Raw genomic sequence first — 20,635 nt, 5'->3', positions numbered from 1 at the left:
CGGTCATGGCCGGGCGCCCGCGCCGGGGGCGGGCTGTTCGACCACGGGCCGCTCGCCGGGGGCGACGACGGTACGGCCACCGCGCTCGCAGTGGACGACGCGTTCACCGAGGCCCCGTTCCTCCGCGGCGTCGAGGAAGTCGCCGAGCGGCGAGGTCATCACGGTGTACTCCTCGTAATGGACGGGCAGCAGCCAGCGCGGACGCAGCCGGGCGGCGAGCTCCGCGCCCTGCGCGCCGTCCATGGTGACGAGGAACCCGCCCGGCAGGCGGGTGCCGCCCAGGTGGAGCACGGCCAGGTCCGTGTCCGGACAGCGGCGGCCGATGGCCTCGATGCCGTCGAACAGCAGAGTGTCGCCCGAGATGTAGAGCCGGAGGCGTACGGGACCTCTGGGCGGGCCGAACTCCAGCAGACTGCCCATCACCGGGGGCAGCAGGAACCGGAGTGCTCCGCCGGCGTGCCGGCCGGGCAGGGCCGTGACGGACACCTTGCCCTCCTGGCCGACCAGGGTGTGGCTCTGCCAGGGCCGCAGCCCGTCGGCCCGGCGGAAGCCGTGCAGACGGCGCAGGCGGCGGGAGGCGTGCGGGGTGGTGATGACGGGCAGTGACCGGGCGAGGTTGTTGCGGGCCACACGGTCCCAGTGATCGCCGTGCAGATGCGACAGCACGATCGCGGTCAGGTCGCGCGGCAGGTCCTCCACGCCGATCGACGGTTCGGTGAGACGGCGGCTGACAAGGCCGTAGCCGAGGTACGCGTGCTGTCCGCGGTGCAGGAAGTTCGGGTCCGTCAGGAGCGTCAGGTCGCCGTAGCGGATCAGCGTGGTGGCGTTCCCGATGAAGTCGATGCTGACCGGCAGGTCCGGGGCGGCGCTCATACGGTTCTCCTTCGCCCGGTGCGCCGGGCGGCTCACCTCGGCGGTCGGTGCGTATCCGCCGCCACGGGTTCCCCCTGCATGCGAGCTGAACCGCCGCCCGCGGGCCGGCCGAGGGGGGCGCCGAAGTGGACTCCCCGCCGACGGTGGTACGCGTGGGGACTCCCGGTTGCTTGACGGTGCCGCCGCCCGTGAAAACTTCTGGCCGGCCGATGGTGTCGCCGTGGGCATCCGGCCGCCCGCGCGCACGGTGGCAGGCGCCGAACCGTCGTGTCAGGCCGCCGCCGCGACGGCGGAAAGGATCGCCGTGTCGGTGCGGGCGTGGACCACGAGGCGGGTGCCACCCGTGTCGGCGTTCGCCTCGAGGAGGCGCCGCAGCGGGGCGCTGTGCGTGGCGACGGACATCATGACACCGAGGCGGTCGCACAGGCGGTGCGCCTCCAGGACGGCGTCGACGATGCCGCTGCCGACGGCCGGTTCGTCGAGCACGATGACGACGACACCCGGCCGGTACGCGTGCACCAGGTCGCCGATCTCCTGCGACAGCCCTCCTCGTCGGCCCGTGCCGCCGGTGCTGTGCAGGGTGACGACCAGAACGCCGTCCTCGAAAGCGTGGGACAACATCAACGGCCTCCGGTGCTGCTCGTCGCGTGGCGGACTCCCCAGTGAGGGTGCCCGGTGCGCGGCGCCTGATGCGGCACGCCTCTCAGCGGGCGCGGTCGGCCGTCACAGGTCGGTCCATGGCCGGCGAGGCTGCTCGGCGGGTCACGCCAGCTCTTCCTTGAAGCCCTCGCGCCACGACGGGTGGCGCAGCTCCCAGCCGAGCTCCCGCTTGGCCTTGGCGTTGGAGAAGCCGCGCCCCTCGGTCATCATCACGACCGCGACCTCACCGGCCAGCAGCCGGGCCAGCGACTTGGGGATCCGCATCGGTGGCTTGGCGCCCGCGCAGGCAGCCAGATGGGGAAGCCACGCGGAGGCCGGGGCAGGTTCGTCGTCGGCGATGTCGAAGACGCCCTTCGCCTGTTGCTCCACCGCCAGGACGGTGGCGCTCGCCGCGTCGTCGAGATGGATCCACGAGCTGTGCCCGGCGCCGTCCCCGACCAGCGGGAACTGCCGCTTGCGCACCAGCTCGACCTGGTCGTCCGTGGCGCCCGGTCCGTAGAACCCGCCGTATCGCAGCGCCGCACCGCCGGCCTCGACGACGCTCTCCTCGACATGGCGGATCGCCTCCATCCCGGGACTCGCCGCCGTCCCCGTCATCGGGTCCAGCGGGTCCTCCTCGGTCTTCACCCATCCACCCCGGCGGATGCCGTTCCAGGAGCCGTAGCTCTGCGCGACGACGTTCGACACACCGGTCGCCTCAGCGGCGGCCAGCAGGTGGTCCGTCCCCTCGGTGCGCAGCCGGTTGGTGGTGGCGAACCAGCGGTCCATGTGCTTGATGTCGGGCTTGCCGGCGATCGAGGTCATCTGGTGCACGATCGCGTCCGGCCGGGCCCCGGCCACCGCCTCCGCCACCGACCCCGCGTCCAGCCCGTCCATCACGACGGCGTCCGCGCCGAGCCCCTGCAGCACACCCAGCTTGTTCGCGTTCGTCGTCGTAGCCGTCACCTGGTGGCCCCTGGCCACGAGCTGCGGCACCAGGCGCCGCCCCACGACTCCGGTCCCGCCTGCCACGAACACTCGCACGATGATCACCTTCCCGGTTCCGGTATCGCTCTCACTACGGAGACGGGACGGCCCCCGGCATCTGTGACATGGGGACCGGAACGGCGAGAGCGGCCGGCTCTCCGCGCTGCCGCCGTCGGCGCGGTGGATCCGGGCCGTCAGGCAGCGAGGACCTCAGGGCGTCTGGGCGTCGCGGTCCAGCGGACCCCAGCGTCCAGGCTGCCGCTCGACGATCGCGCCGGCCTCGCTGATGACCTCCTCGGCGATCCAGCCGAGCGGTTCCACATCGCGGACCAGTGGCTCGTTGTCCGGACCCCGGCCCGCCTCCCGTCCGTGCAGGACCCACGGGCGGGCCCGGTCGTCCTTGACCCGCGGCAGGTGGGAGTAGTCGTACAGCCGCCGGGCGACCCAGGTGCGCACCGGCCGGCCGTCCCACCAGTCCTCCACGTCCAGCGGGCTGGCGGAGAGCCCCGGCATGGGGATGCCGGTCAGGTCGTCCTTGCTGGACACCGACCCGAGATCCGGCTCGGGCCCTCTGGACCACCGCACGTAGAGCCCCTGCCGGGCCTTGACCAGGTCCACCAGCGCGTCGAGGGCTTCGAACGTGGGCATTGCGTCGTTGTGGCTCATGTCGGCTCGATTCTTGCTCGGCTCGGCCCGCGAGGCTGTGCGACAGGCCGCGCGCACGTCGTTCGGTGGCCGGGGAGCGACGCGGCCCCGACGGTGCGGCGGCCCCTCACCGTGCCGGATCGTCACGGTCAACGCGATCGAGGTCGCCATCGAAGTGCGGTACCCCGGTGTACGGATATCGAACCTGGCGGCCCGGGAAAGGCGGCCCGGCGGGCCCGTCCTTGCGGTTGAGAGGGCTGGTCAGCCGGTCATGGCGCGGCTGGGCCCCAGGCGGGTCAGCAGGTCGGACCGGTGCAGCCGCGCCACGGGTTCGAGCAGGTCGGGGTGGCGCAGCAGGGCACCGGCGCGCCGGTCGCGCTCGTCGGGCGTCACCAGGCGGCGGAACCCCGAGGGCGTCCCTTCGCCGTGCCCGTCCTCGTGGAGGGCGGCGACTGCGGTGGTGGCCAGTTCCGGATCGCCGAGCAGGCAGGCGGCCCAGCTGGCGACGACCTCGTCCACCCAGGTGCGCCAGGCGTACTCCTCGGCGTCGTCCGCCCCCGCGGCGTCGGACCCGGTGATCCAGTCGAGCCGGGCGGAGCCCCCGGAGCCCGCGACGGCGACCAGAGCCGCGTCGACGGGCGTGGGGTAGCGGAGCGACGCGGCCACCGTCACGGCCTGATGCGCCTGTGCGTGGGCGAGGGCGGAATCCATCACGCCGCCTCCCGACGGGAAGGCGCGCGACATCCACTGGGCCGTCGCCGCTATCAGGGAGGTCAGGTCTGCGTGCACGGTGGCATCCGATGTGTTCCTGGGGAGCGATGTGCGCGGCAACGCTATCCGCCGCTGTGGCCCGGAGAAATGGCGTGCGTCACGGCCTGGACGTGGCCTCGGCCACACGCGCGTCGGGCATCTGTTCACCCCCACGGACGCGCTTTGGCGAAACCACTGTGTCGTCCGCTGCTCGCGGGGCCCCTCCCGCGACACTGACCCCCATGGAGCCGGTGACCCTGGGCGTGGAAGAGGAATACCTGCTGCTCGACGCGGAGACGGGGGTGCCGGTACCGATGGCCGAACAGGTCCGGGCTGCCGCGGGTCTCGAACCGCTCGTCGACGAGAACGAGCTGCAGTCCGAGCTGCTGCAGGTGCAGGTCGAGGTCGCCACCGCCATCTGCACCCGGCTCGAGGAGGCCGGCGGTCACCTGCTGAGGCTGCGCCACGCGGTCGGTGCCGCGGCCGAGGCGCAGGGATGCCGGCTCGCGGCGAGCGGGACACCACCGAGGCGAGGGCCGGTGACCGCGCCGGTGACGGAGAAGGCGCGCTACCGGGCGATGCAGGTGCAGGCCCCGCAGTTGGTCGCGGAACAGCTGGTCAGCGGGATGCACATCCACGCCGCCGTGCCGAGTCCGGAAGTCGGGGTGGCCGTGCTGAACCGGCTACGGGGCTGGCTGCCCGTCCTCGTCGCCATGTCCGCGAACTCGCCGCTCTGGGACGGGCAGGACACCGGCTTCGCCAGCTGGCGCACCCTGATCTTCGGCCGCTGGCCCGTGAGCGGTCCGCCGCCCGCCTTCCGGGACCTCGCCGACCACACGGAGCGGGTGAAGACACTCCTCGGCAGCGGGATCATCTCCGACACCGGGCAGCTGTACTGGCAGGTCCGGCTGTCCGACCGTTTCCCGACCGTGGAAGTGCGGTGCCCGGACGTGCAGTTGCGCGCCGACGAGGCGGTCATGTTCGCCGGGATCGTTCGGGCGCTGGTCACCACCGCGATCCACGAGACGGCGGTGGGAGTCCCCGTCGCCGCGATCCCGCCGGAGGTGATGCAGGCGGCGAACTGGCAGGCCGCCCGCTACGGCCTCAGCGGTCACCTGATCACGGCGACGGGCCGGCGCCGCAGCGCCGGGGACGTCGTCGCGCAGCTGATGGAGCACATCACGCCCGCGCTGGACGCGGCAGGCGACACCCGTGAGGTCATCTCCCTCGTCCATCGGCTGCTCCAGCAGGGCACCCCCGCCGACCGTCAGCGACGGGCGCTCGCCGAGGGCGGCCTGAAGGCGGTCATCGGCCTGATCACCTCGGAGACCACGGCGCCCTGACCCGGCCCCGGTGCTCGACACGACGTGGTGTTCGACGTGCGGTTCCGGGTACCCGGTGCGGCGTGACGCGATGATCGAACGGGAGGAGCGCCGCGATGACCGTGCCCGAGGAGAACCGCCCCAAGACGCGAACGACCGACAAGGTCGTCACGGAGCGCTCGGCGGCCGAGCAGGCCGCGCCGGAACCCGAGCAGGGCCGGAACGCGGCGGAGGACGAAGGCGGGCTTGGGAGCACCATGCGGGAAGCACTGGCCGAAGCCGGGGTCAAGCCGGAGGACTACGAGAAGTAGCGGCACGGGCCCGTGTCCCGGGACCGGTGCCACTGGCCGGCGGTCCGCCGCCGGTCAGTCCCGGTCCCCGACGGGCCGCACCACGAAACCGCCCTCGCCGTCGAAGCGCACTTCCACCACCGCGTCGAAGCCGTCCGCGGTCGTCGGCTCGCGCAGACGCCCGCTGGTGGCCCGGATCCCGACGTCGGGCACCCGCAGGCTGCCTTCCCGCGTCGCGTTGCGCCGCAGGGAAGCGGTGACGTCCGGGGGGAACCAGTACGCCGTCACTCCGGCGCCGTGGACGCGGGCAGCCTCGATGAGCGGGGTCCACTCCTCGGGAGAGGGGTTGGTGTTGTCGACGGCGACCCAGGCCCCGGACGCGAGCAGCTCCTCGATGAGCCGCATCTGCCGCGGCTGCTTCCGCCGCGCCGAGCGCGGGAACAGGTCCTTGCTCACCAGCGCGTAGCGTCCGGAGAGGTGCTGCCGGTAGAACGTCGACTTCCCCGACGCCTGCAGCCCGACGAGCACGGCCATCTCCGGTCGCGCGCTGTCCGTGGTCACTGCTCGGCCGGGCCTCTCACACGATCGGGCCGCGCACTGTCCGGATCAGGGACGGTGCGCGGCCGCGTACGGATAGCCGTCGTGGTGGACGGACGGTTCAGGAATCCTTGCCGACCTCCTTGTTCACGGCGGCCGGCGAGTCGTACCGCTTGCTGGGCAAGGAGCCCAGGGCGGACATGATCTCCTTGCCGGCACCGTGCTTGCTCGCCTGGTCGACGATCTCCTCCTTGGACGCCGGGTAGTTCACGCCGCCGAGGGCCTTCTGCATTTCGATGGGGTTCACAGCCATGCGCCGATGGCTACCCCCGTGCGTCGGAGCCCGACGCGCGAGGCCGCCGGAGTCACACGAATGGAGCGCGGGCCCGCCCCGCATGGCGGTCCGGCAGGGGCGTGCCGGCCGCACCGCGCCTTCGTGGCCGGTTGCGGTGTGCGACCGTGGAAGGGCGAATCCGGGGTCCAGCGGTACGTACCTGACGGCTCACGGAGAGGGTGCGTTGTGACGTGAGCGACCGGGACAAAGATGTGCGGCGCATGCTGATGGGGCTGCTCGCCGACAGCCATGTGATGTCCTTCGAGCACATTCCGGAGGTGGTGTCCCAGCACGCGGCGGTCGCGGGCCTCACGGACGTCCGCGTCTACCTGGGGGACCTCCAGCGCGATCTGCTGCGTCTGCTCGTCTCCGAGGGCGCTCCGCCCGGGGAGCGGCATCCCGCGGAGTTGACCGTCGAGGGCTCGGTCGCCGGGCGGGCCTATCAGTACGGCCGCGTCACGGCCGGCGCGAGCGGCCCGGACGGCAGGCACTGCTGGTGGATCCCGCTGCTCGACGGCACCGAGCGCCTCGGTGTCCTGCACGTCGCGGGGCCGGACGACGACGAGGGGACCCTGGAGGCCATGCTCGCGCTGGCCTCGCTGGTGGCGATGCTCGTGGTCAGCAGCCGGGTCACGAGCGACACCTACGCCCGCCTCAGCCGCAGCCGGGCGATGAACGTGGCAGCCGAGATGCAGTGGCAGCTCATGCCGCCGCGCACCTACTCCGACGGACGGGTCACCATCGGAGCCGTGATGGAGCCCGCCTACCAGGTGAGCGGAGACGCCTACGACTACGCCACCACGGGGAACATCGTCCACCTGTCCGTCTTCGACGCCATGGGGCACGACACCGCGGCCGGCCTGACCGCGAACCTCGCCGTGGGAGCCTGCCGCAACCGCCGCCGGCAGGATGCCGGTCTCGCCGATCTGGGGGACGCCATCGAGGAGGTGCTGCTCGAACAGTTCGGGCACAACCGCTTCGTCACGGGGGTCATGGCCGACCTGGACACGGCCACCGGCGTCCTCGCCTGGACGAGCCGGGGGCATCTCCCGCCGGTCGTCATCCGCGGCGGACGCTGGAGCAGCCTGCTGGCGTGCCCTCCGTCCCACCCCATGGGCAGCGACCTGGGCCTGCCGACCACGGTGTGCCACGAGCACCTCCAGCCCGGCGACCGTGTCGTCCTCTACACGGACGGCATCACGGAAGCACGCACGTCGGCAGGTGTGGAGTTCGGACTCACCGCCTTCGTCGACTTCCTCATCCGTCACCACGCCGACGGTCTGCCCGTACCGGAGACCCTGCGCAGGCTGATGCGAGCGGTCCGCCAGCACCACAACGACCGGCTCCAGGACGACGCCACCATCCTGCTGTGCGAATGGTTCGGTCCCAAGACGCAGTCCACCGAGAGGGCGGCCCCGGTGGCGGGCGTGCCGCTGGTGCACGAGTGAGGCCGCCGGCCGGGCGGCAGGAGCGCCGCCGGGCCGGTCGGCCTCTGGCTCCGTTCCGGACCGAGCGGTGCGTGAGGGAAGAGCGCGGCCGGGTCAGGAACAGTTCTCGGTTCGGGCCATGGACCTCGTGCTCCCTTCGTGTCCCGGACGCAGATCCGCTCCTCCTTCTGACCTGTGTGCGGGGCACCCCGTCGCCCCGCACGCATAGCCCCGGCCCGCATCAGGCCGTGCGCCGCGGTGAGCATCAGTCGGATGCGGGGGCCTCGATGCCCGACGCCTGTCTGATGCTCCGGCGGCGGCCCCGCTGGCAGGGTTTTCCGGGTCACCGGAAGCACCGGTGCTCCTCGGAGAGGCCCGCGACCCATGAAGCGAATGTCACCCGCCCTCGGCACGGCGGCCGCCGGGATGGTCGCCGCCGTCGTCACCGCGACAGCGTCGCTGACCGGAGCGCCTCCCGCGCAGGGCGACGGGGACGCCTCCCGTCCCGATGCGAGCGAGCACCGGTCGTCCGGACAGTGGCTGCACACATGGGTGTCGATGCCGCAGCTGACGGAACCGGGCAACATGCCGCCCGCGCCGTTCACCCGTCCCGGGCGGGTGCTCGCCGACAGCACGGTGCGGCAGACCGTGCACGTGTCGACCGGCGGGCAGCGGCTGCGGCTGCGGTTCTCCAACGCGTTCGGTGGCACGGCGCTGCCCATCACCGCCGCCTCCGTGGCCCTGCCCGTCGACGGCAGGGCAGGCGTGAGCGGGATACGGCCGGAATCCTCACGGCCGTTGACCTTCGGCGGGCGCGCCTCCGTCACCGTGCCGGTGGGCGCGCAGGTGGTGTCCGACCCTCTGGGCTTCGACCTGGAACCCGGCTCCAACCTGACGGTGACGGTCTATCTGGCCGAGGGCCAGGCGTCGGAGGACATCACCTCGCACCCCGGCTCCCGGACGACCACGTATCTCAAAGCCGGGAACCACGCGCAGGACGCCGAGCTGCCGGGGGCGACCGGCACGGACCACTGGTACTTCCTCAGTGGTGTCGAGGTGTGGTCGACCCGGGCCGCCGGCGCCGCCGTGATGCTCGGAGACTCGCTCACCGACGGCCGCGGGTCCACGACCAACCTGAACAACCGCTGGCCGGACCTGCTGCTGCGGCGGCTCCAGTCCCGGCGCGGTACGGCGGACACCGCGATCCTCAACCAGGCCGCCGGCGGCAACCGGGTGCTCAACGACGGCCTCGGGCCCAACGCCCTGGCGCGGCTCGACCGTGACGTCCTGGCGTCCAGCGGTGTGGAGTGGCTGGTGGTCTTCGAGGGGGTGAACGACATCGGCACGGCCGCGGCCGGCCCCGCCGCGCAGAAGGAGGTCGTGGACGAGCTGACGGCCGCCTACCGCCAGATCGTCACCCGGGCACACGCCCAGGGCATACGGGTGTACGGGGCGACGCTGACCCCCTTCGGAGGCAACGCCGGCTACGACGATCCCGAGGGCCTGCGGGAGGCTTCCCGTCAGGCGGTCAACCACTGGATCCGTACCAGCGGCCGGTTCGACGGAGTGATCGATTTCGACAAGGTGGCGCGCGACCCGGACAGCCCCCGGCAGTTGCTCCCGGCCTTCGACGTCGGTGACCACCTGCATCTGAACCCGACGGGCTATCAGGCGCTCGCCGACGCCGTGCCCGTCTCCCTGTTCAGGCACCGGCCGCTGCCGCGGGACTGACGAAGTTACCTTCAGGTATGCCGTGACTTCATGCATGCGCAGCAGTAGAACGTGTTCCCATTCACTCAAGAGTGAGGAACATCACATGAACGCTGCGCCCTTACCGCGACCGAGTGGTAGAGATCCGTCGCGCCGTCAGCTCCTCGCTGGAACCGGTTCCATTCTGGGGGCCGTCATCCTTGCGGGTCACGGCCCCGCCGCCGCCCGCGCGAAGGCGGCGCCCGCCGCCGCGATCCCCGACGGGGCACACGTCCCCGCTCTCGTCATCGGCACCGGATACGGCGGCTCGGTCGCCGCCCTGCGCCTGGCCCGGGCGGGCGTCGACGTCCACATGATCGAGATGGGGATGTCCTGGGACACCCCGGGACCGGACGGCAAGGTCTTCGCCAACACCACGCGGCCCGACCACCGTTCCTTCTGGCTGCGCACCAGGACCAAACAGCCGCTGAGCGACTTCCTCGGCTTCCCGCTCGACAAGGACGTCCCCCGCTACACCGGAATCCTCGACGCGGAGGAGTTCGGCGGCATCACCGTCTACCAGGGCCGCGGCGTCGGCGGCGGCTCCCTGGTGAACGGCGGCATGGCCGTGACGCCACGACGCGAGAACTTCGGAGCCGTCCTCCCGTCGGTGAACGCCGACGAGATGTACGGCATCTACTACCCGCGCGCCAACGCCGCGCTGGGCGTGGGCGTCGTCGACCAGGGCTGGTGGGAGTCCGCCGCCTGCTACCAGTACGCAAGGGTCGGCAGGAAGCACGCCGAACGTTCCGGCTTCCCGTTCGTCCTGGTGCCGGGCGTGTACGACTGGGACTACCTGGAACAGGAGGCCGCGGGAACGGTGCCCGCGTCCGCCCTGGAGGGCGAGGTCCTCTTCGGCAACAACCACGGGAAGAAGTCGCTGCCGAAGACCTACCTCGCCCGAGCCGCGGCGACGGGCAGAGTCGTCATCTCGCCGCTGCACAAGGTCACCTCGGTCGCGCCGGCCGGCGGTGGCGGCTACACGGTCGTCATGGAACAGCTGAACACCGGCGGCGACGTCACCGCGGTCAAGGCCGTCACCGCGGACAGGGTGTTCTTCGCGGCAGGCAGTGTCGGCACCAGCAAACTGCTCACCCGGCTGAAGGCCACCGGCGTACTGCCCGGCCTCAACGGCGAGATCGGAAAGGGCTGGGGCGACAACGGCAACGTCATGTGCGGCCGCGCCAACCACATGTGGGACGCGACCGGCAGACTCCAGGCGTCGATGCCCACCGCGGGCATCGACAACTGGCAGGCCGGCGGCGCGTTCGCCGAGGTCGCGCCCCTGCCCACCGGGATCGAGACCTACGCCTCGTTCTACCTGTCCATCACCAGGAACCCGCACCGCGCCGCGTTCTCCTGGGACGCGGCCGCCGGAAAGGTCGTCCTCGACTGGCGGACCGCGTGGAAGCAGCCGTCCATCGACGCCGCAAGGACGATCTTCGACAGGATCAACGCGAAGGAGGGGACGATCTACCGGACCGACCTCTTCGGCGCGTACAAGATCTGGGGCGACCACCTCACGTACCACCCGCTGGGCGGCGCCGTACTGAACCGGGCGACGGACAACTACGGCCGCCTGCACGGCCATCCGGGCCTGTACGTCATCGACGGCTCACTGATCCCCGGCAACACCAGCGTCAACCCGTTCGTCACGATCACGGCGCTCGCCGAACGCAACATCGAGAAGATCATCGCCACGGACCTGTGACGGTGCCGGCCGGTGCGACCGGCCCGGCCTCGGCCGGCTCAGTGACCGGGGAGCACGCACACGGTGTCCAGCCCCAGCACATGGTTGAGCCGGCCGAACGCCAGCCACGATCCGATGCTCATGCTCAGCTCCACGATCTCCGTCTGGCTGTAGTGCGCGGTCATCCGGCGCCAGAACTCGTCGTCGAGGCCGTGGTGGTCGGTGGCGTACCGCTCCGCGTACTCGGCGGCCAGCCTGGTGCGGTCGTCGAAGGCCTCCGTGGTGCGCCAGCCCGTCACCGCGTCGGCGAAGCCGTCCTCGACGGTGCGACCGTCGCGCTCGGTGCGCCAGTCCAGGCAGAAGGAACAGCCGTTGATCTGCGCGATCCGCAGCCGCGCGGCCTCGAACTCCCGCAGGCCCAGGGTGGTGTGCGCGTACACCGCCAGGGAGAACGCGGAGGCGGCCGTCCCGATCCCGGGGACCATCTCCCCCCACACGTACTCGATCGGGTTCCTGCCCTCGGGGATGTCGATGTTCATCGTCGTCTCCTTCCCAGTCTGCCGACCGCGGGCCGCAGCGGTACGTCGAGCGCGTCGTAGAGGCCCGGCGGAGCGTCCGCGAGCCAGTCGATGGCGCCCACCAGCCGGCCCACGGCGGTGGCGTTGCCCCCTGCGGACCGGTTCTCGTCCTCGTCGGTGGCCTCGACCGTGACCTCGATCCGCGGACGGCCCTCGATGATCACCCGATGGGCTCCCGCACCGTCGGGCGGCACCGGCCAGCCGGGCGCGCAGGACGGATGGATGCGGGTGATGTGCTCGACGACGATGCGGGGCTCGCCTTCGACGACTCCCTGCACCTCGAAACGCACCGCGCCCTGGGTGCCCGCCTCGAAGTCGCCCATCGTCCTGGTGCTCACCGTGGCGCCCAGGGGGCGGCGCTCCAAGGTCTCGCGTATCTCTTCGAGTTCGACGCCGAGGGCCCTCGCCATCAGCCGTATCTGCCCGCCCCACACCATGGTCGGCACCGTCGGCGCGAGCATCGGTGGCAGGTAGTCCATCGGCATCCCCATGCCGATCAGGTACCGGACCGAGTCGGGCTGGTCGTAGGTGGAGTAGTCGAAGATCTCCTGGCAGCGGATCACGTCCACGGTGGTGCCGAGTCCGCTGATCAGCAGCGGCAGCACGTCGTTGCCCCAGCCCGGATCGACGCCGGAGACGAACAGCGAGCCGCCGCCCGCCTCGACGGCGGCCAGCACCGGGTCCCGCAGCTCCGCCGGGGCGCTCCGGTGGTCGTAGAGGGCGTACATCGACGGGGTGACGACGACGGCTCCCGCCCTGATCGCCCGGACGACGTCGGACAGCGCCTCGTCGGGGCGGACGTCGCCCGTCGCCGCGTACACCACCGCCCGCGGACCGGCGGCCAGCACCGCTTCGGTGTCGTCGGTCGCCGCGATCCCCAGCCGGTGGCCGAGACCGCCCAGTTCACCCGCGTCACGGCCCACCTTGTCGGGATTGTGGACGATGACGGCGGTGAGAGCCAGCGCGGGATGGGCCGCCACGGCACGGATCGCCGCACGGCCCGCGTTGCCCGTTCCCCAGACCACCGTGGAAATCATGCGCCGGAGGGTAGCCCCGGCGCCTGAAGGTTCCTAGTGCCATGACGGCGGGTATCGACTCTCCCGCTCAGCAGGGCAAGGCCCGACCCCGGGGGACCGGCCTGATCCGAACGAGAGGCCCTAGTCTCTGGGACATGCTGATCGAACATCGCGGCAGGAGCCCCGTGGTTCCCCCGTCCGCCTATGTGGCTCCCTCGGCCGTCCTGTGCGGAGCCGTCGTCCTGGGGGAGCGGGCGCGTGTGCTGCACGGCGCGGTCCTCACCGCGGAGGACGGCGAAGTGCGCACGGGAGCGGACGTGGTGGTGATGGAGCACTCACTGGTCCGCGGCCGGGCGGGGCATCCCGCGGTGCTGGGGGACGCGGTGCTCATCGGTCCGCACACACATGTCAACGGTGCGACCGTCGAGGACGAGGTCTTCGTGGCGACGGGTGCCTCGCTCTTCCCCGGCGCGGTGGCCGGGGCCCGCTCCGAGCTGCGGATCAACAGCGTGCTGCACGTCAACTCCCGGCTGGCGCCGGGGACGGTCGTCCCGATCGGGTGGATCGCCGCCGGAGACCCGGCCGAGCTGTTCTCCCCGGACCGGCACGACGAGCTGTGGGACAAGCAGCGGGATCTCGACTTCCCGGGCACCGTCTACGGGCTTCCGCGGGGGACCGGGATGCGCACCCTGATGGCCCGCCAGACGGACTACTACGGAGCTCACATGGACGACCGGCCGCTGAACGGCTGACACGACGGTGCCTGTGCACACGGGTCGTTCAGGCACCGCGGCACCTGGCGGTGATAGGGCCCGTGGCTGGTGGTGCTGACACCAGGCTCGGCACACACTCCCTGCCCGGTCGCCCGCCCGTGAGGATGACCGGCATGAACCGACCCACCACTTTGATCACCGGCGCGACCCAGGGCCTGGGCCGCGGGATCGCGCTCGACCTCGCACGCCGCGGCGGAACCGTGCTGCTCCACGGCCGTGACCGGGTGCGCCTCGACGCGGTGGCGGCCGAGGTCCGGGCAACCGCACCCGGGGCCACCGTGCGCACCTACCTCGCCGACCTGGCGGACCTCCGCCAGGTGCGCGCGATGGCCGAGCGGATCCTGGCCGCGGAGCCGCACCTCGACGCGCTGGTGAACAACGCCGTCGCCGGGGGCGGCACCGAACCGCTGCGGCGGGAACTGAGCGCCCAGGGCCACGAGTTGCGTTTCGCCGTCAACCACCTGGCGCCGTACGCCCTCGTCCGTGGTCTGCTGCCCCTGCTGATGTCCTCCGCGCCCGCCCGCGTGGTCAATGTCGCCTCGGTCGGACAGGAACGCATCGACTTCGACGACATCATGCTGGAGCGGGACTACGAGGGGCTGCGCGCCTACTGCCGCAGCAAGCTGGCACTGATCATGGCCACCTTCGAGCTGGGCGGGGAACTCGCCGGCACGGGTGTCACCGTCAACGCCCTGCACCCGGCGCACCTGATGGACACCCAAGGGGTGCGGGACTACGGCCTCACCCCCGTCATCGGCATCGAGGAAGGCGTCAGGCCGACCGTGCGACTGGTCACCGACCCGGACGTGGCCGGCGTGACGGGCCGTTACTTCGACCGCTTCACCGACTCCCGCGCCCACGAGCAGGCTTACGACGCCGACGCCCGCAGGCGCCTCATGGAACTGACGCACCGCCTCGTCGGAGAGCCGGCCGCCGCGCACTGAGCGGCCGTCGGGGCCGGGGCCGGGCCGCTCCCGGCCCCGGCCCGGCCGCAGGCGGGATGGACGGCAACGGCCCCGATGGGTGTCGTGTTCACGTAATTCTGGGGAACCGGCCACCACGCGGGCGGCCGCGTGACACCGGCCCACTGAAGACTTCCCGGCGGTTCGTACCGGACAGCCAAGGAGGACCTTGTGGGCGCACGTCCCGTTTCCCGGCGGCAGTTGCTCGGCTTCGGCGGCGCAGGCGCCGCCGTACTGATGCTCGGCACCGGCGAGTGGGGCTCCGGCTCCGCGTTCGCCTCGCCGGTCATGAAGGACGATCCCTTCTCCCTCGGCGTCGCGTCCGGCGAGCCGTGGCCCGACGGCGTGGTGCTGTGGACGCGGCTGGCCCCCGACCCGTTCGCCGAGGACGGGAAGGGCGGCATGCCCGGCCGGCCGGTCCGCGTGCACTACGAACTGGCCCACGACGAGCGGTTCCGGCGCATCGTCCGCAGCGGCAGCGTCGTCGCCACACCGGAACTGGCGCACTCGGTCCACCCCGAGATACACGGGCTCCGGCCCGACCGTGAGTACTACTACCGCTTCCGTGCCGGCTCGTACGTCTCGCCCGTGGGCCGCACCAGGACCACCCCGCCGGCGTGGAGCACCCCCAAGGACCTGAAGTTCGCCTTCGCGTCCTGCCAGGCCTGGCAGGACGGCTACTTCACCGCCTACGAGCACCTGGCGCAGGAGGACCTCGACCTGGTGGTGCATCTCGGCGACTACCTCTACGAATACGGCGTCAAGTCCAACAAGCGCGGGGTGGTCACCGACGCCAGGTTCCACACGGAGACCGTCGACCTCGCCCGCTACCGCCTCCAGTACGGTCTCTACAAGTCCGAGGCCCCGCTGCAGCAGGCGCACGCCCGCTTCCCGTGGATCATGACCTTCGACGACCACGAGGTCGAGAACAACTGGGCCGACGGCATACCCGAGAAGGACCAGGACCCGCAGGCGTTCACACAGCGCAGAGCGGCCGCGTTCCAGGCCCTGTACGAGCACGCGCCGCTGCGCCGCGCCCAGTTGCCGCAGGGCCCCGACGTGCAGATGTACCGCAGGCTCTCCTACGGCAGGCTCGCCGACTTCACGATGCTCGACACCCGGCAGTACCGCGACGACCAGCCCTGCGGCGACGGCCTCTCCGCCGACTGCGCCGACCGGTTCGCCCCGGACCGCAGCCTGCTCGGCGACCGTCAGCGCGAGTGGGTGCTGAACGGTTTCAGCCGGTCCGCCGCCCGCTGGCAGGTGCTGGGCAACCAGGCGCCGATGGGCCAGACCGACCACGACCCGGGACCGGGCACGACGGTGTGGATGGATCCCTGGGACGGCTACGTCGCGGAGCGGAACCGCCTTCTCGCCGAGGCGGACGGCCGGGGCGTGCGCAATCTCGTCGTGATCACCGGCGACCGCCACCAGAACTACGCGTGGGACCTCAAGCGCGACTACGAGGACCCCGGGTCGGCGACCGTGGGCAGTGAGTTCGTCGGAACGTCCGTCACCAGCGGCGGCGACGGCGCCGACATGACGGCAGAGGGCACCAAGTTCCTCGCGGCCAACCCGCACATGAAGTTCTTCAACGGCCAGCGTGGCTACGTGCGGGTGCGGGTCGAACCCGGGCGCTGGACCAGTGACTTCCGCGTCCTGCCGTACGTGACCAGGCCGGGCGCTCCCGTCTCGACCCGCGCCAGCGTGGTCGTGGAGGACGGCGTTCCGGGCGTCCAGGTCTGAACGAGCTGCACCGCGTACCCGGGACTGGCCGGGTACGCGGTGCGGTCGGGTATGCGGGTGCGGGCGGTACGGGCGCGTGGCACGGGCCGGGCGCCTAGCCGGTGGCGCGCCCGGTGAGGAGATCGCGGACCCGGTCCACCATGCCCATGCCGGGGGCGAGCAGCTTGTTGGCCTGGGCGGTGTGCGGGGTGGAGGGGTGCGGGCGGGTCGGGGCGCTCTGCTTGGCGGTGCGCACCTTGTCGCCCAGCTCCATCAGCAGGTCCGCGCTGCACGACTCGGCGAGCAGGGGGAACAGCCGCTTCTCCTCGTCGGCGACGTGCGAGGTGACGGCGGACTTCAGCTGGGTGATCAGGGTGTCGAACCGGGGATCGTCGGCCTTGCAGCCCTCGAGCTCCTTGAGCATGCGTTCGACCTGGGCGTGGTCGGAGATCTCCTCGTCCGCCAGGTCGTCGCCGTCGTCGACGAAGCGGCGGACCGCGGGATAGAGGTACTCCTCCTCGGCGACGGAGTGCCGGACGAGTTCCTTGGTCAGTTCGTCCGCCAGCTCCCGGCGCCGCGGGTCTCCGGCGGCCTGGGCCTCGATCTCGGCGAACATCTGGTCGACCTCTCGGTGGTCGGCCGTCAGTTCCTGGATGACGTTCCCGCCGTGTGCCATGTCCTGGCGTCCTCTCTCGCTTGCTGCGAAGGATCCCCCCACGGGCGTGGCTGCCGCGCCTCATCGGCGACCCTAACGCGGGTACCCCGCTCCGGCGCGTCCACAAGGCGCCGGACACCCTGGGGTTGGGCCACCGGCGGGAAGTTCCGTAGGGGCCTTCGGCTCTGCCCGGAGCTGCCGCAGCGCATGGAGCGGGGCGTCCTGCGCCTGAGGGGCCGTGTGCGTCCGACGGCGTCGCAAGCCCTGAGCGTAAGGCGGCGACCACGCGACGGCGCAGCGAGCGGGTCCGATCAGGGACATCCGTGAAGCGGCGTCGAACCCGCCTGCTGCCTCCTCACCACCAACAGCCCGGCTCGGCCCCCATCGTGCGCGTACACCAGCGCGCGGCCGGGGCCCGCGAACAAGGGCCCCGGCCGGGGAGCCGGCGGATCACGCCATCGGCCGGTCCGGCGGCCCTTCCGCGTGATCCTGGAGCGGAGATCGCCTAATCCTTGGGGGTGAGCACCACATAAGTGACGGCCGTCCCGTCATCCATGACACCCCTGAAGAATTGTTCGTGCAGCAAGGGCGAGGTGGTGAGAACGGACGCCAACACGCCTGCGGCCGAAGCGAGGAATTCCAGAACCGCAGGTGCCCCCACGAAGAGCGCGTCCTCTATTGCTTTCTGACCGGTCTCCGTGAGGAGGTCCGAGAGGAACTCGCTGAGGGATTCTTCGACCTCACTCGGCGGGTCGGGCGGACCGTTGTAGATCTGTACGTAGTAGCCGCGCTCCTGACGTGGACTGACCGTGATCCGTGCATCGTCTCGAATCGGCTTGCCCTGCGGCGCCTGTGACGGCACCGGGATCAATGTGCCGTCCGGGTCGGGCGCGGCTTCGAATCGGGTCGTGTCGTCGCTTGCCGGGTTGGGAAGTGTGTCTGCCATTTCAGACCTCCGAGGCTCGGCGGTCGGCATGCCGAAATGGAACTACTTCGAACGTACACCCGAGGCGTGAGAGTCGCTCAGCGTAATTCGCGTGCTGTGTTCAGAATTCAATTGGTGACCGGTCAATCAGCTCATCCGACAAGCTTGGCTCCGCGACGGCCGGGTTTCGCGCCGGTTGAGGCGTTCGGCGAGCTGCCTGCAGCCGTTTTTCGGAGCTGCCGGACCGTCACGAGCCTCCCGCGGCAGGCCCGTCGCCGTCGTCCCGCAGTTCGTGGGCGTAGGGAGGTTCGGCGCCGGCCTTCGTGCAGGTGAGCGCCGCGGCCCTGGCCGCGAATCCCAGCACCTCGCGCCAGCGGGCAGGCGGCAGCTGACCGAGGGCACCGGGCGACAGCAGGTCCCGCTCGGACAGGGCGTGCAGGAGCGCCGCGTTCACCGTGTCGCCCGCCCCGATGGTGTCCACGACACGGACCCGCTCGCCGGGGACGGAGAGCCGGTCGCCTTCCCGGGTGAGGACCGTGAGCCCGTCCCCGCCATGGGTGAGCACCACCGCCGCGGGCCCCGCGGCGAGCCAGGTGCCGACGTCGTTCCCCAGCCAGTCGGCGTCCTCCTCGCTCAGCTTGAGCATCGACACGTGCGGGAGCCAGCTCCTGAACCGCGCCCGGTAGGCGTCCGCGTCCGGGATGAGGCCGGGCCGGATGTTCGGGTCGAGCGCGATGAAGACGCCGCGCGCCGCCTCCCGTCGCATCAGCTCCTCGTACGCGCTCGCGCCCGGTTCGAGTACCAGTGCGCAGGTGCCGAGCGACAGGGCGCGCGTGGCGGCCGGCAGCTCGGGCGGCACCGTGAAGAGCCGGTCCGCGGTGCCCTCGACGTAGAAGGTGTAGGCCGCGGAGCCGCCGGGGCCGATCGCCGCGACGGCCAGCGTGGTGGGCTCGGGGCCACGCTGCACGAGTGCGGTGTCCACTCCCTCCTCGCGCAGGCGCCCGATGAGCGACTCGCCGAAGGCGTCGGTGGAGATCCGGGAGCAGAAGGAGACGTCGGCGCCGAGCCGGCCGAGCGCGACGGCGGTGTTGTAGGGGCCGCCGCCGCGGGCGGGCAGCAGGGGAGCAGGCAGCTCACCGCCGGTCTGCGGCACGAGGTCGATCAGCGCCTCACCGGCGACGACGATCACAAAGTCTCCCCTTCGGTGCGGCCGGAGAGGGGGGACCGGCCGGCGGCGGCACGGACGATCGCGGCCGCCGCGGGGGCGGCGTCGAGGACCGGGGCCGTGGAGCGCGCGGCGCGGCCGAGCATGAAGGCGCCTTCGAGCAGTGCGATCACCGACCGTGCCGTGGCGCGGGACTCGGCGATGCCGAAGGAGCCGTAGAAGGCGGCGAGGGCGTCGGTCCAGGAATCGAACACCTCCGCGGTGGCCACCCGCAGGGCCTCGTTGGTCCCGGCGACCTCCAGGGCGATGGTGGCGATGGGGCAGGGGTCCGCGTAATCCAGGTCGAGCAGTGTCTGCGCCGCCCCGGTGAACGCCCGGGCGGTCGTCTCCGCCGGGTCGGCGGCCCGGTCCTGGAACAGCTCGCCGATCAGCGCCAGATAGGCGGCGCCCGAGGTGCGGACCACGTCCTCGCCGAGCTGGGTCTTGCCGCCGGGATAGAAGTGGTAGGCGGACCCGTAGGTCGCCCCGGCCGTCGTGAGGATCTGTTTCATGCCCGTGGCCGCGTAGCCCTGCCGCCGGAAGAGTTCGGTGGCGGCGTCCAGGATGCGCGCTCGTGTGTCGCCTGTCGTTCTCATCTCGGCTATTCTCTCACTAGATCGATCGATCCAATAGGGGATGCCGATGCATGAGATCGAGTTGAGCCCGGTGCGCGCGATCGAGCTGAGCGCCGGGACCGTCGAGTACACGGACACCGGCGGAAGCGGCGAGACCGTGGTGCTGCTGCACGGACTGGGCTTCGACGAGTCGGTGTGGCACGCCGTCGTGGACGGCCTTCGCGCCGACTTCCGGGTCGTGGTCCCCGTCCTGCCGATGGGGAGCCACCGACGGCCGATGCGCCCGGACGCCGATCTGTCGGCACAGGGCGTGGCGGACCTGCTGGCCGAGTTCCTCGAACGGCTCGACCTGCGGGACGTCACCCTGGTCCAGAACGACGCCGGTACGGCCCAGCTGCTCGTCGGGGTACGCGACGAGCGCGTCCACCGGCTGGTCCTCACCTCCTGCGAGGCGCTGGAGAACTACCCGCCCGGCGTGCAGGGCAGGATGCTTCAGGTCCTGAGCCGGGTCCCCGGCGGCATCTTCCTGCTGCTCCAGACCTTCCGGGTGCCTCTCCTGGTCCGGCTGCCCAACTCGCTCGGCGGCATGGCGGAGCACCCGATCCCGTACGGGCTCGTCCGCCGCTGGTACGGGCCCCTGCTCACCGACAAGAGGATCCGGCGGGACTTCGCAGCCTTCCTCCACAGCACGCGGAAGGACACCTACCTGCGGGCGGCCGAGCGCCTGCGCGGCTTCCGCGGGCCCGCGCTCGTCGCGTGGGGAGCGAAGGACCGCATGATGCCGCACGCGACCGGCCGCCGGCTCGCGGACCTGCTGCCACGCGGCGAGTACGTCGAGATCCCGGACGCCCGCACCCTCGTCCAGCTCGACAACCCCGGGGCCCTGTGCGCCGAACTGCGCCGGTTCATCAAGGAGTCGCCCGCCCCACCCCGGCAGGACGCCGCCGGCTGAGACAGTGGGTGCGTACGTCTGACGACC

Annotated in this window: 22 protein-coding genes; 9 read left to right on the top strand and 13 right to left on the bottom strand. The window is 71.6% G+C overall.

Annotation, left to right across the window (positions count from 1 at the left end):
- Positions 1-3: 3 nt before the first annotated feature.
- From SPRI_RS02590 to SPRI_RS02570, 5 genes are all read right to left on the bottom strand, one after another.
- Positions 4-873 (bottom strand): MBL fold metallo-hydrolase, encoded by an 870-nt coding sequence (locus SPRI_RS02590; RefSeq protein ID WP_037773003.1) that lies wholly within the window; start codon positions 871-873, stop codon positions 4-6.
- A gap of 270 nt (positions 874-1,143) precedes the next feature.
- On the bottom strand, positions 1,144-1,494 hold the full coding sequence (locus tag SPRI_RS02585; protein ID WP_005307930.1) for a hypothetical protein: 351 nt from the start codon (positions 1,492-1,494) through the stop codon (positions 1,144-1,146).
- A 141-nt stretch (positions 1,495-1,635) separates the two neighbouring features.
- The gene (locus tag SPRI_RS02580) at positions 1,636-2,565 is read right to left on the bottom strand and encodes an NAD-dependent epimerase/dehydratase family protein (protein WP_005307927.1); all 930 of its coding nucleotides are present in this window, start codon (positions 2,563-2,565) and stop codon (positions 1,636-1,638) included.
- Between the two features lie 144 nt (positions 2,566-2,709).
- Positions 2,710-3,165, bottom strand: a complete 456-nt coding sequence (locus SPRI_RS02575; RefSeq protein WP_037773002.1) for a DUF6098 family protein — start codon at positions 3,163-3,165, stop codon at positions 2,710-2,712.
- A 240-nt stretch (positions 3,166-3,405) separates the two neighbouring features.
- Entirely contained in the window at positions 3,406-3,933 is a 528-nt protein-coding gene (locus SPRI_RS02570) for a hypothetical protein (RefSeq protein ID WP_005307921.1), read from the bottom strand.
- Positions 3,934-4,136: 203 nt separating this feature from the next.
- Between SPRI_RS02570 and SPRI_RS02565 the strand changes: the two genes are divergently transcribed.
- Complete coding sequence (locus tag SPRI_RS02565; protein ID WP_005307917.1) at positions 4,137-5,237, top strand: carboxylate-amine ligase; 1,101 nt, start codon at positions 4,137-4,139, stop codon at positions 5,235-5,237.
- A 95-nt stretch (positions 5,238-5,332) separates the two neighbouring features.
- Complete coding sequence (locus tag SPRI_RS02560) at positions 5,333-5,527, top strand: hypothetical protein (RefSeq protein WP_005307916.1); 195 nt, start codon at positions 5,333-5,335, stop codon at positions 5,525-5,527.
- Positions 5,528-5,581: 54 nt separating this feature from the next.
- Here SPRI_RS02560 and SPRI_RS02555 read toward each other — a convergent pair whose 3' ends face one another.
- Both SPRI_RS02555 and SPRI_RS02550 read right to left on the bottom strand, forming a co-directional pair.
- Positions 5,582-6,067 (bottom strand): AAA family ATPase, encoded by a 486-nt coding sequence (locus SPRI_RS02555; protein ID WP_005307915.1) that lies wholly within the window; start codon positions 6,065-6,067, stop codon positions 5,582-5,584.
- Between the two features lie 97 nt (positions 6,068-6,164).
- On the bottom strand, positions 6,165-6,356 hold the full coding sequence (locus tag SPRI_RS02550; RefSeq protein WP_005307914.1) for a DUF2795 domain-containing protein: 192 nt from the start codon (positions 6,354-6,356) through the stop codon (positions 6,165-6,167).
- Positions 6,357-6,598: 242 nt separating this feature from the next.
- Here SPRI_RS02550 and SPRI_RS02545 point away from each other — a divergent pair, with 242 nt between their 5' ends.
- The 3 genes from SPRI_RS02545 (at position 6,599) to SPRI_RS02535 (ending at position 11,264) form a co-directional block, all read left to right on the top strand.
- Complete coding sequence (locus SPRI_RS02545; protein ID WP_050791671.1) at positions 6,599-7,825, top strand: PP2C family protein-serine/threonine phosphatase; 1,227 nt, start codon at positions 6,599-6,601, stop codon at positions 7,823-7,825.
- Positions 7,826-8,197: 372 nt separating this feature from the next.
- Complete coding sequence (locus SPRI_RS02540) at positions 8,198-9,535, top strand: SGNH/GDSL hydrolase family protein (protein WP_005307912.1); 1,338 nt, start codon at positions 8,198-8,200, stop codon at positions 9,533-9,535.
- Between the two features lie 85 nt (positions 9,536-9,620).
- The gene (locus tag SPRI_RS02535; RefSeq protein ID WP_005307911.1) at positions 9,621-11,264 is read left to right on the top strand and encodes a GMC oxidoreductase; all 1,644 of its coding nucleotides are present in this window, start codon (positions 9,621-9,623) and stop codon (positions 11,262-11,264) included.
- Between the two features lie 38 nt (positions 11,265-11,302).
- Here the strand turns inward: SPRI_RS02535 and SPRI_RS02530 are convergent, their stop codons facing one another.
- Together SPRI_RS02530 and SPRI_RS02525 are read right to left on the bottom strand one after the other, a co-directional pair.
- Positions 11,303-11,782, bottom strand: coding sequence for a carboxymuconolactone decarboxylase family protein (locus SPRI_RS02530; RefSeq protein WP_037772994.1), 480 nt, complete (start codon positions 11,780-11,782; stop codon positions 11,303-11,305).
- Positions 11,779-12,858, bottom strand: coding sequence for an NAD(P)H-dependent amine dehydrogenase family protein (locus tag SPRI_RS02525; RefSeq protein ID WP_005307909.1), 1,080 nt, complete (start codon positions 12,856-12,858; stop codon positions 11,779-11,781). The genes SPRI_RS02530 and SPRI_RS02525 overlap by 4 nt, the downstream gene beginning before the upstream one ends.
- 134 nt (positions 12,859-12,992) lie before the next feature.
- On the opposite strand from SPRI_RS02525, the gene SPRI_RS02520 reads away from it, so the two are divergent.
- The 3 genes from SPRI_RS02520 (at position 12,993) to SPRI_RS02510 (ending at position 16,318) form a co-directional block, all read left to right on the top strand.
- Complete coding sequence (locus SPRI_RS02520) at positions 12,993-13,589, top strand: gamma carbonic anhydrase family protein (protein WP_005307906.1); 597 nt, start codon at positions 12,993-12,995, stop codon at positions 13,587-13,589.
- Between the two features lie 134 nt (positions 13,590-13,723).
- Positions 13,724-14,554, top strand: a complete 831-nt coding sequence (locus SPRI_RS02515; RefSeq protein WP_005307904.1) for an SDR family NAD(P)-dependent oxidoreductase — start codon at positions 13,724-13,726, stop codon at positions 14,552-14,554.
- A 189-nt stretch (positions 14,555-14,743) separates the two neighbouring features.
- Positions 14,744-16,318 carry an alkaline phosphatase D family protein gene (locus tag SPRI_RS02510; RefSeq protein WP_053556670.1) on the top strand — a complete coding sequence of 525 codons (1,575 nt, stop codon included), beginning with the start codon at positions 14,744-14,746 and terminating at the stop codon, positions 16,316-16,318.
- Positions 16,319-16,412: 94 nt separating this feature from the next.
- Here the strand turns inward: SPRI_RS02510 and SPRI_RS02505 are convergent, their stop codons facing one another.
- The 4 genes from SPRI_RS02505 to SPRI_RS02490 form a co-directional block, all read right to left on the bottom strand.
- Positions 16,413-16,973: a hemerythrin domain-containing protein gene (locus SPRI_RS02505; RefSeq protein WP_005307900.1), complete on the bottom strand. Its 561-nt coding sequence runs from the start codon at positions 16,971-16,973 to the stop codon at positions 16,413-16,415.
- 484 nt (positions 16,974-17,457) lie between these two features.
- Positions 17,458-17,898, bottom strand: coding sequence for a Rieske (2Fe-2S) protein (locus SPRI_RS02500; protein WP_005307898.1), 441 nt, complete (start codon positions 17,896-17,898; stop codon positions 17,458-17,460).
- 226 nt (positions 17,899-18,124) lie between these two features.
- Complete coding sequence (locus SPRI_RS02495; RefSeq protein ID WP_037772992.1) at positions 18,125-19,066, bottom strand: carbohydrate kinase family protein; 942 nt, start codon at positions 19,064-19,066, stop codon at positions 18,125-18,127.
- Positions 19,063-19,677, bottom strand: a complete 615-nt coding sequence (locus tag SPRI_RS02490) for a TetR/AcrR family transcriptional regulator (RefSeq protein WP_005307892.1) — start codon at positions 19,675-19,677, stop codon at positions 19,063-19,065. Before SPRI_RS02490 ends, SPRI_RS02495 begins: the two co-directional genes overlap by 4 nt.
- A 46-nt stretch (positions 19,678-19,723) precedes the next feature.
- On the opposite strand from SPRI_RS02490, the gene SPRI_RS02485 reads away from it, so the two are divergent.
- The gene (locus SPRI_RS02485; protein WP_005307890.1) at positions 19,724-20,608 is read left to right on the top strand and encodes an alpha/beta fold hydrolase; all 885 of its coding nucleotides are present in this window, start codon (positions 19,724-19,726) and stop codon (positions 20,606-20,608) included.
- Positions 20,609-20,635: the final 27 nt, after the last annotated feature.

Source organism: Streptomyces pristinaespiralis (genome assembly GCF_001278075.1).
Lineage (GTDB): Bacteria > Actinomycetota > Actinomycetes > Streptomycetales > Streptomycetaceae > Streptomyces > Streptomyces pristinaespiralis.
This window is presented reverse-complemented; position numbering and strand designations above follow the sequence as displayed.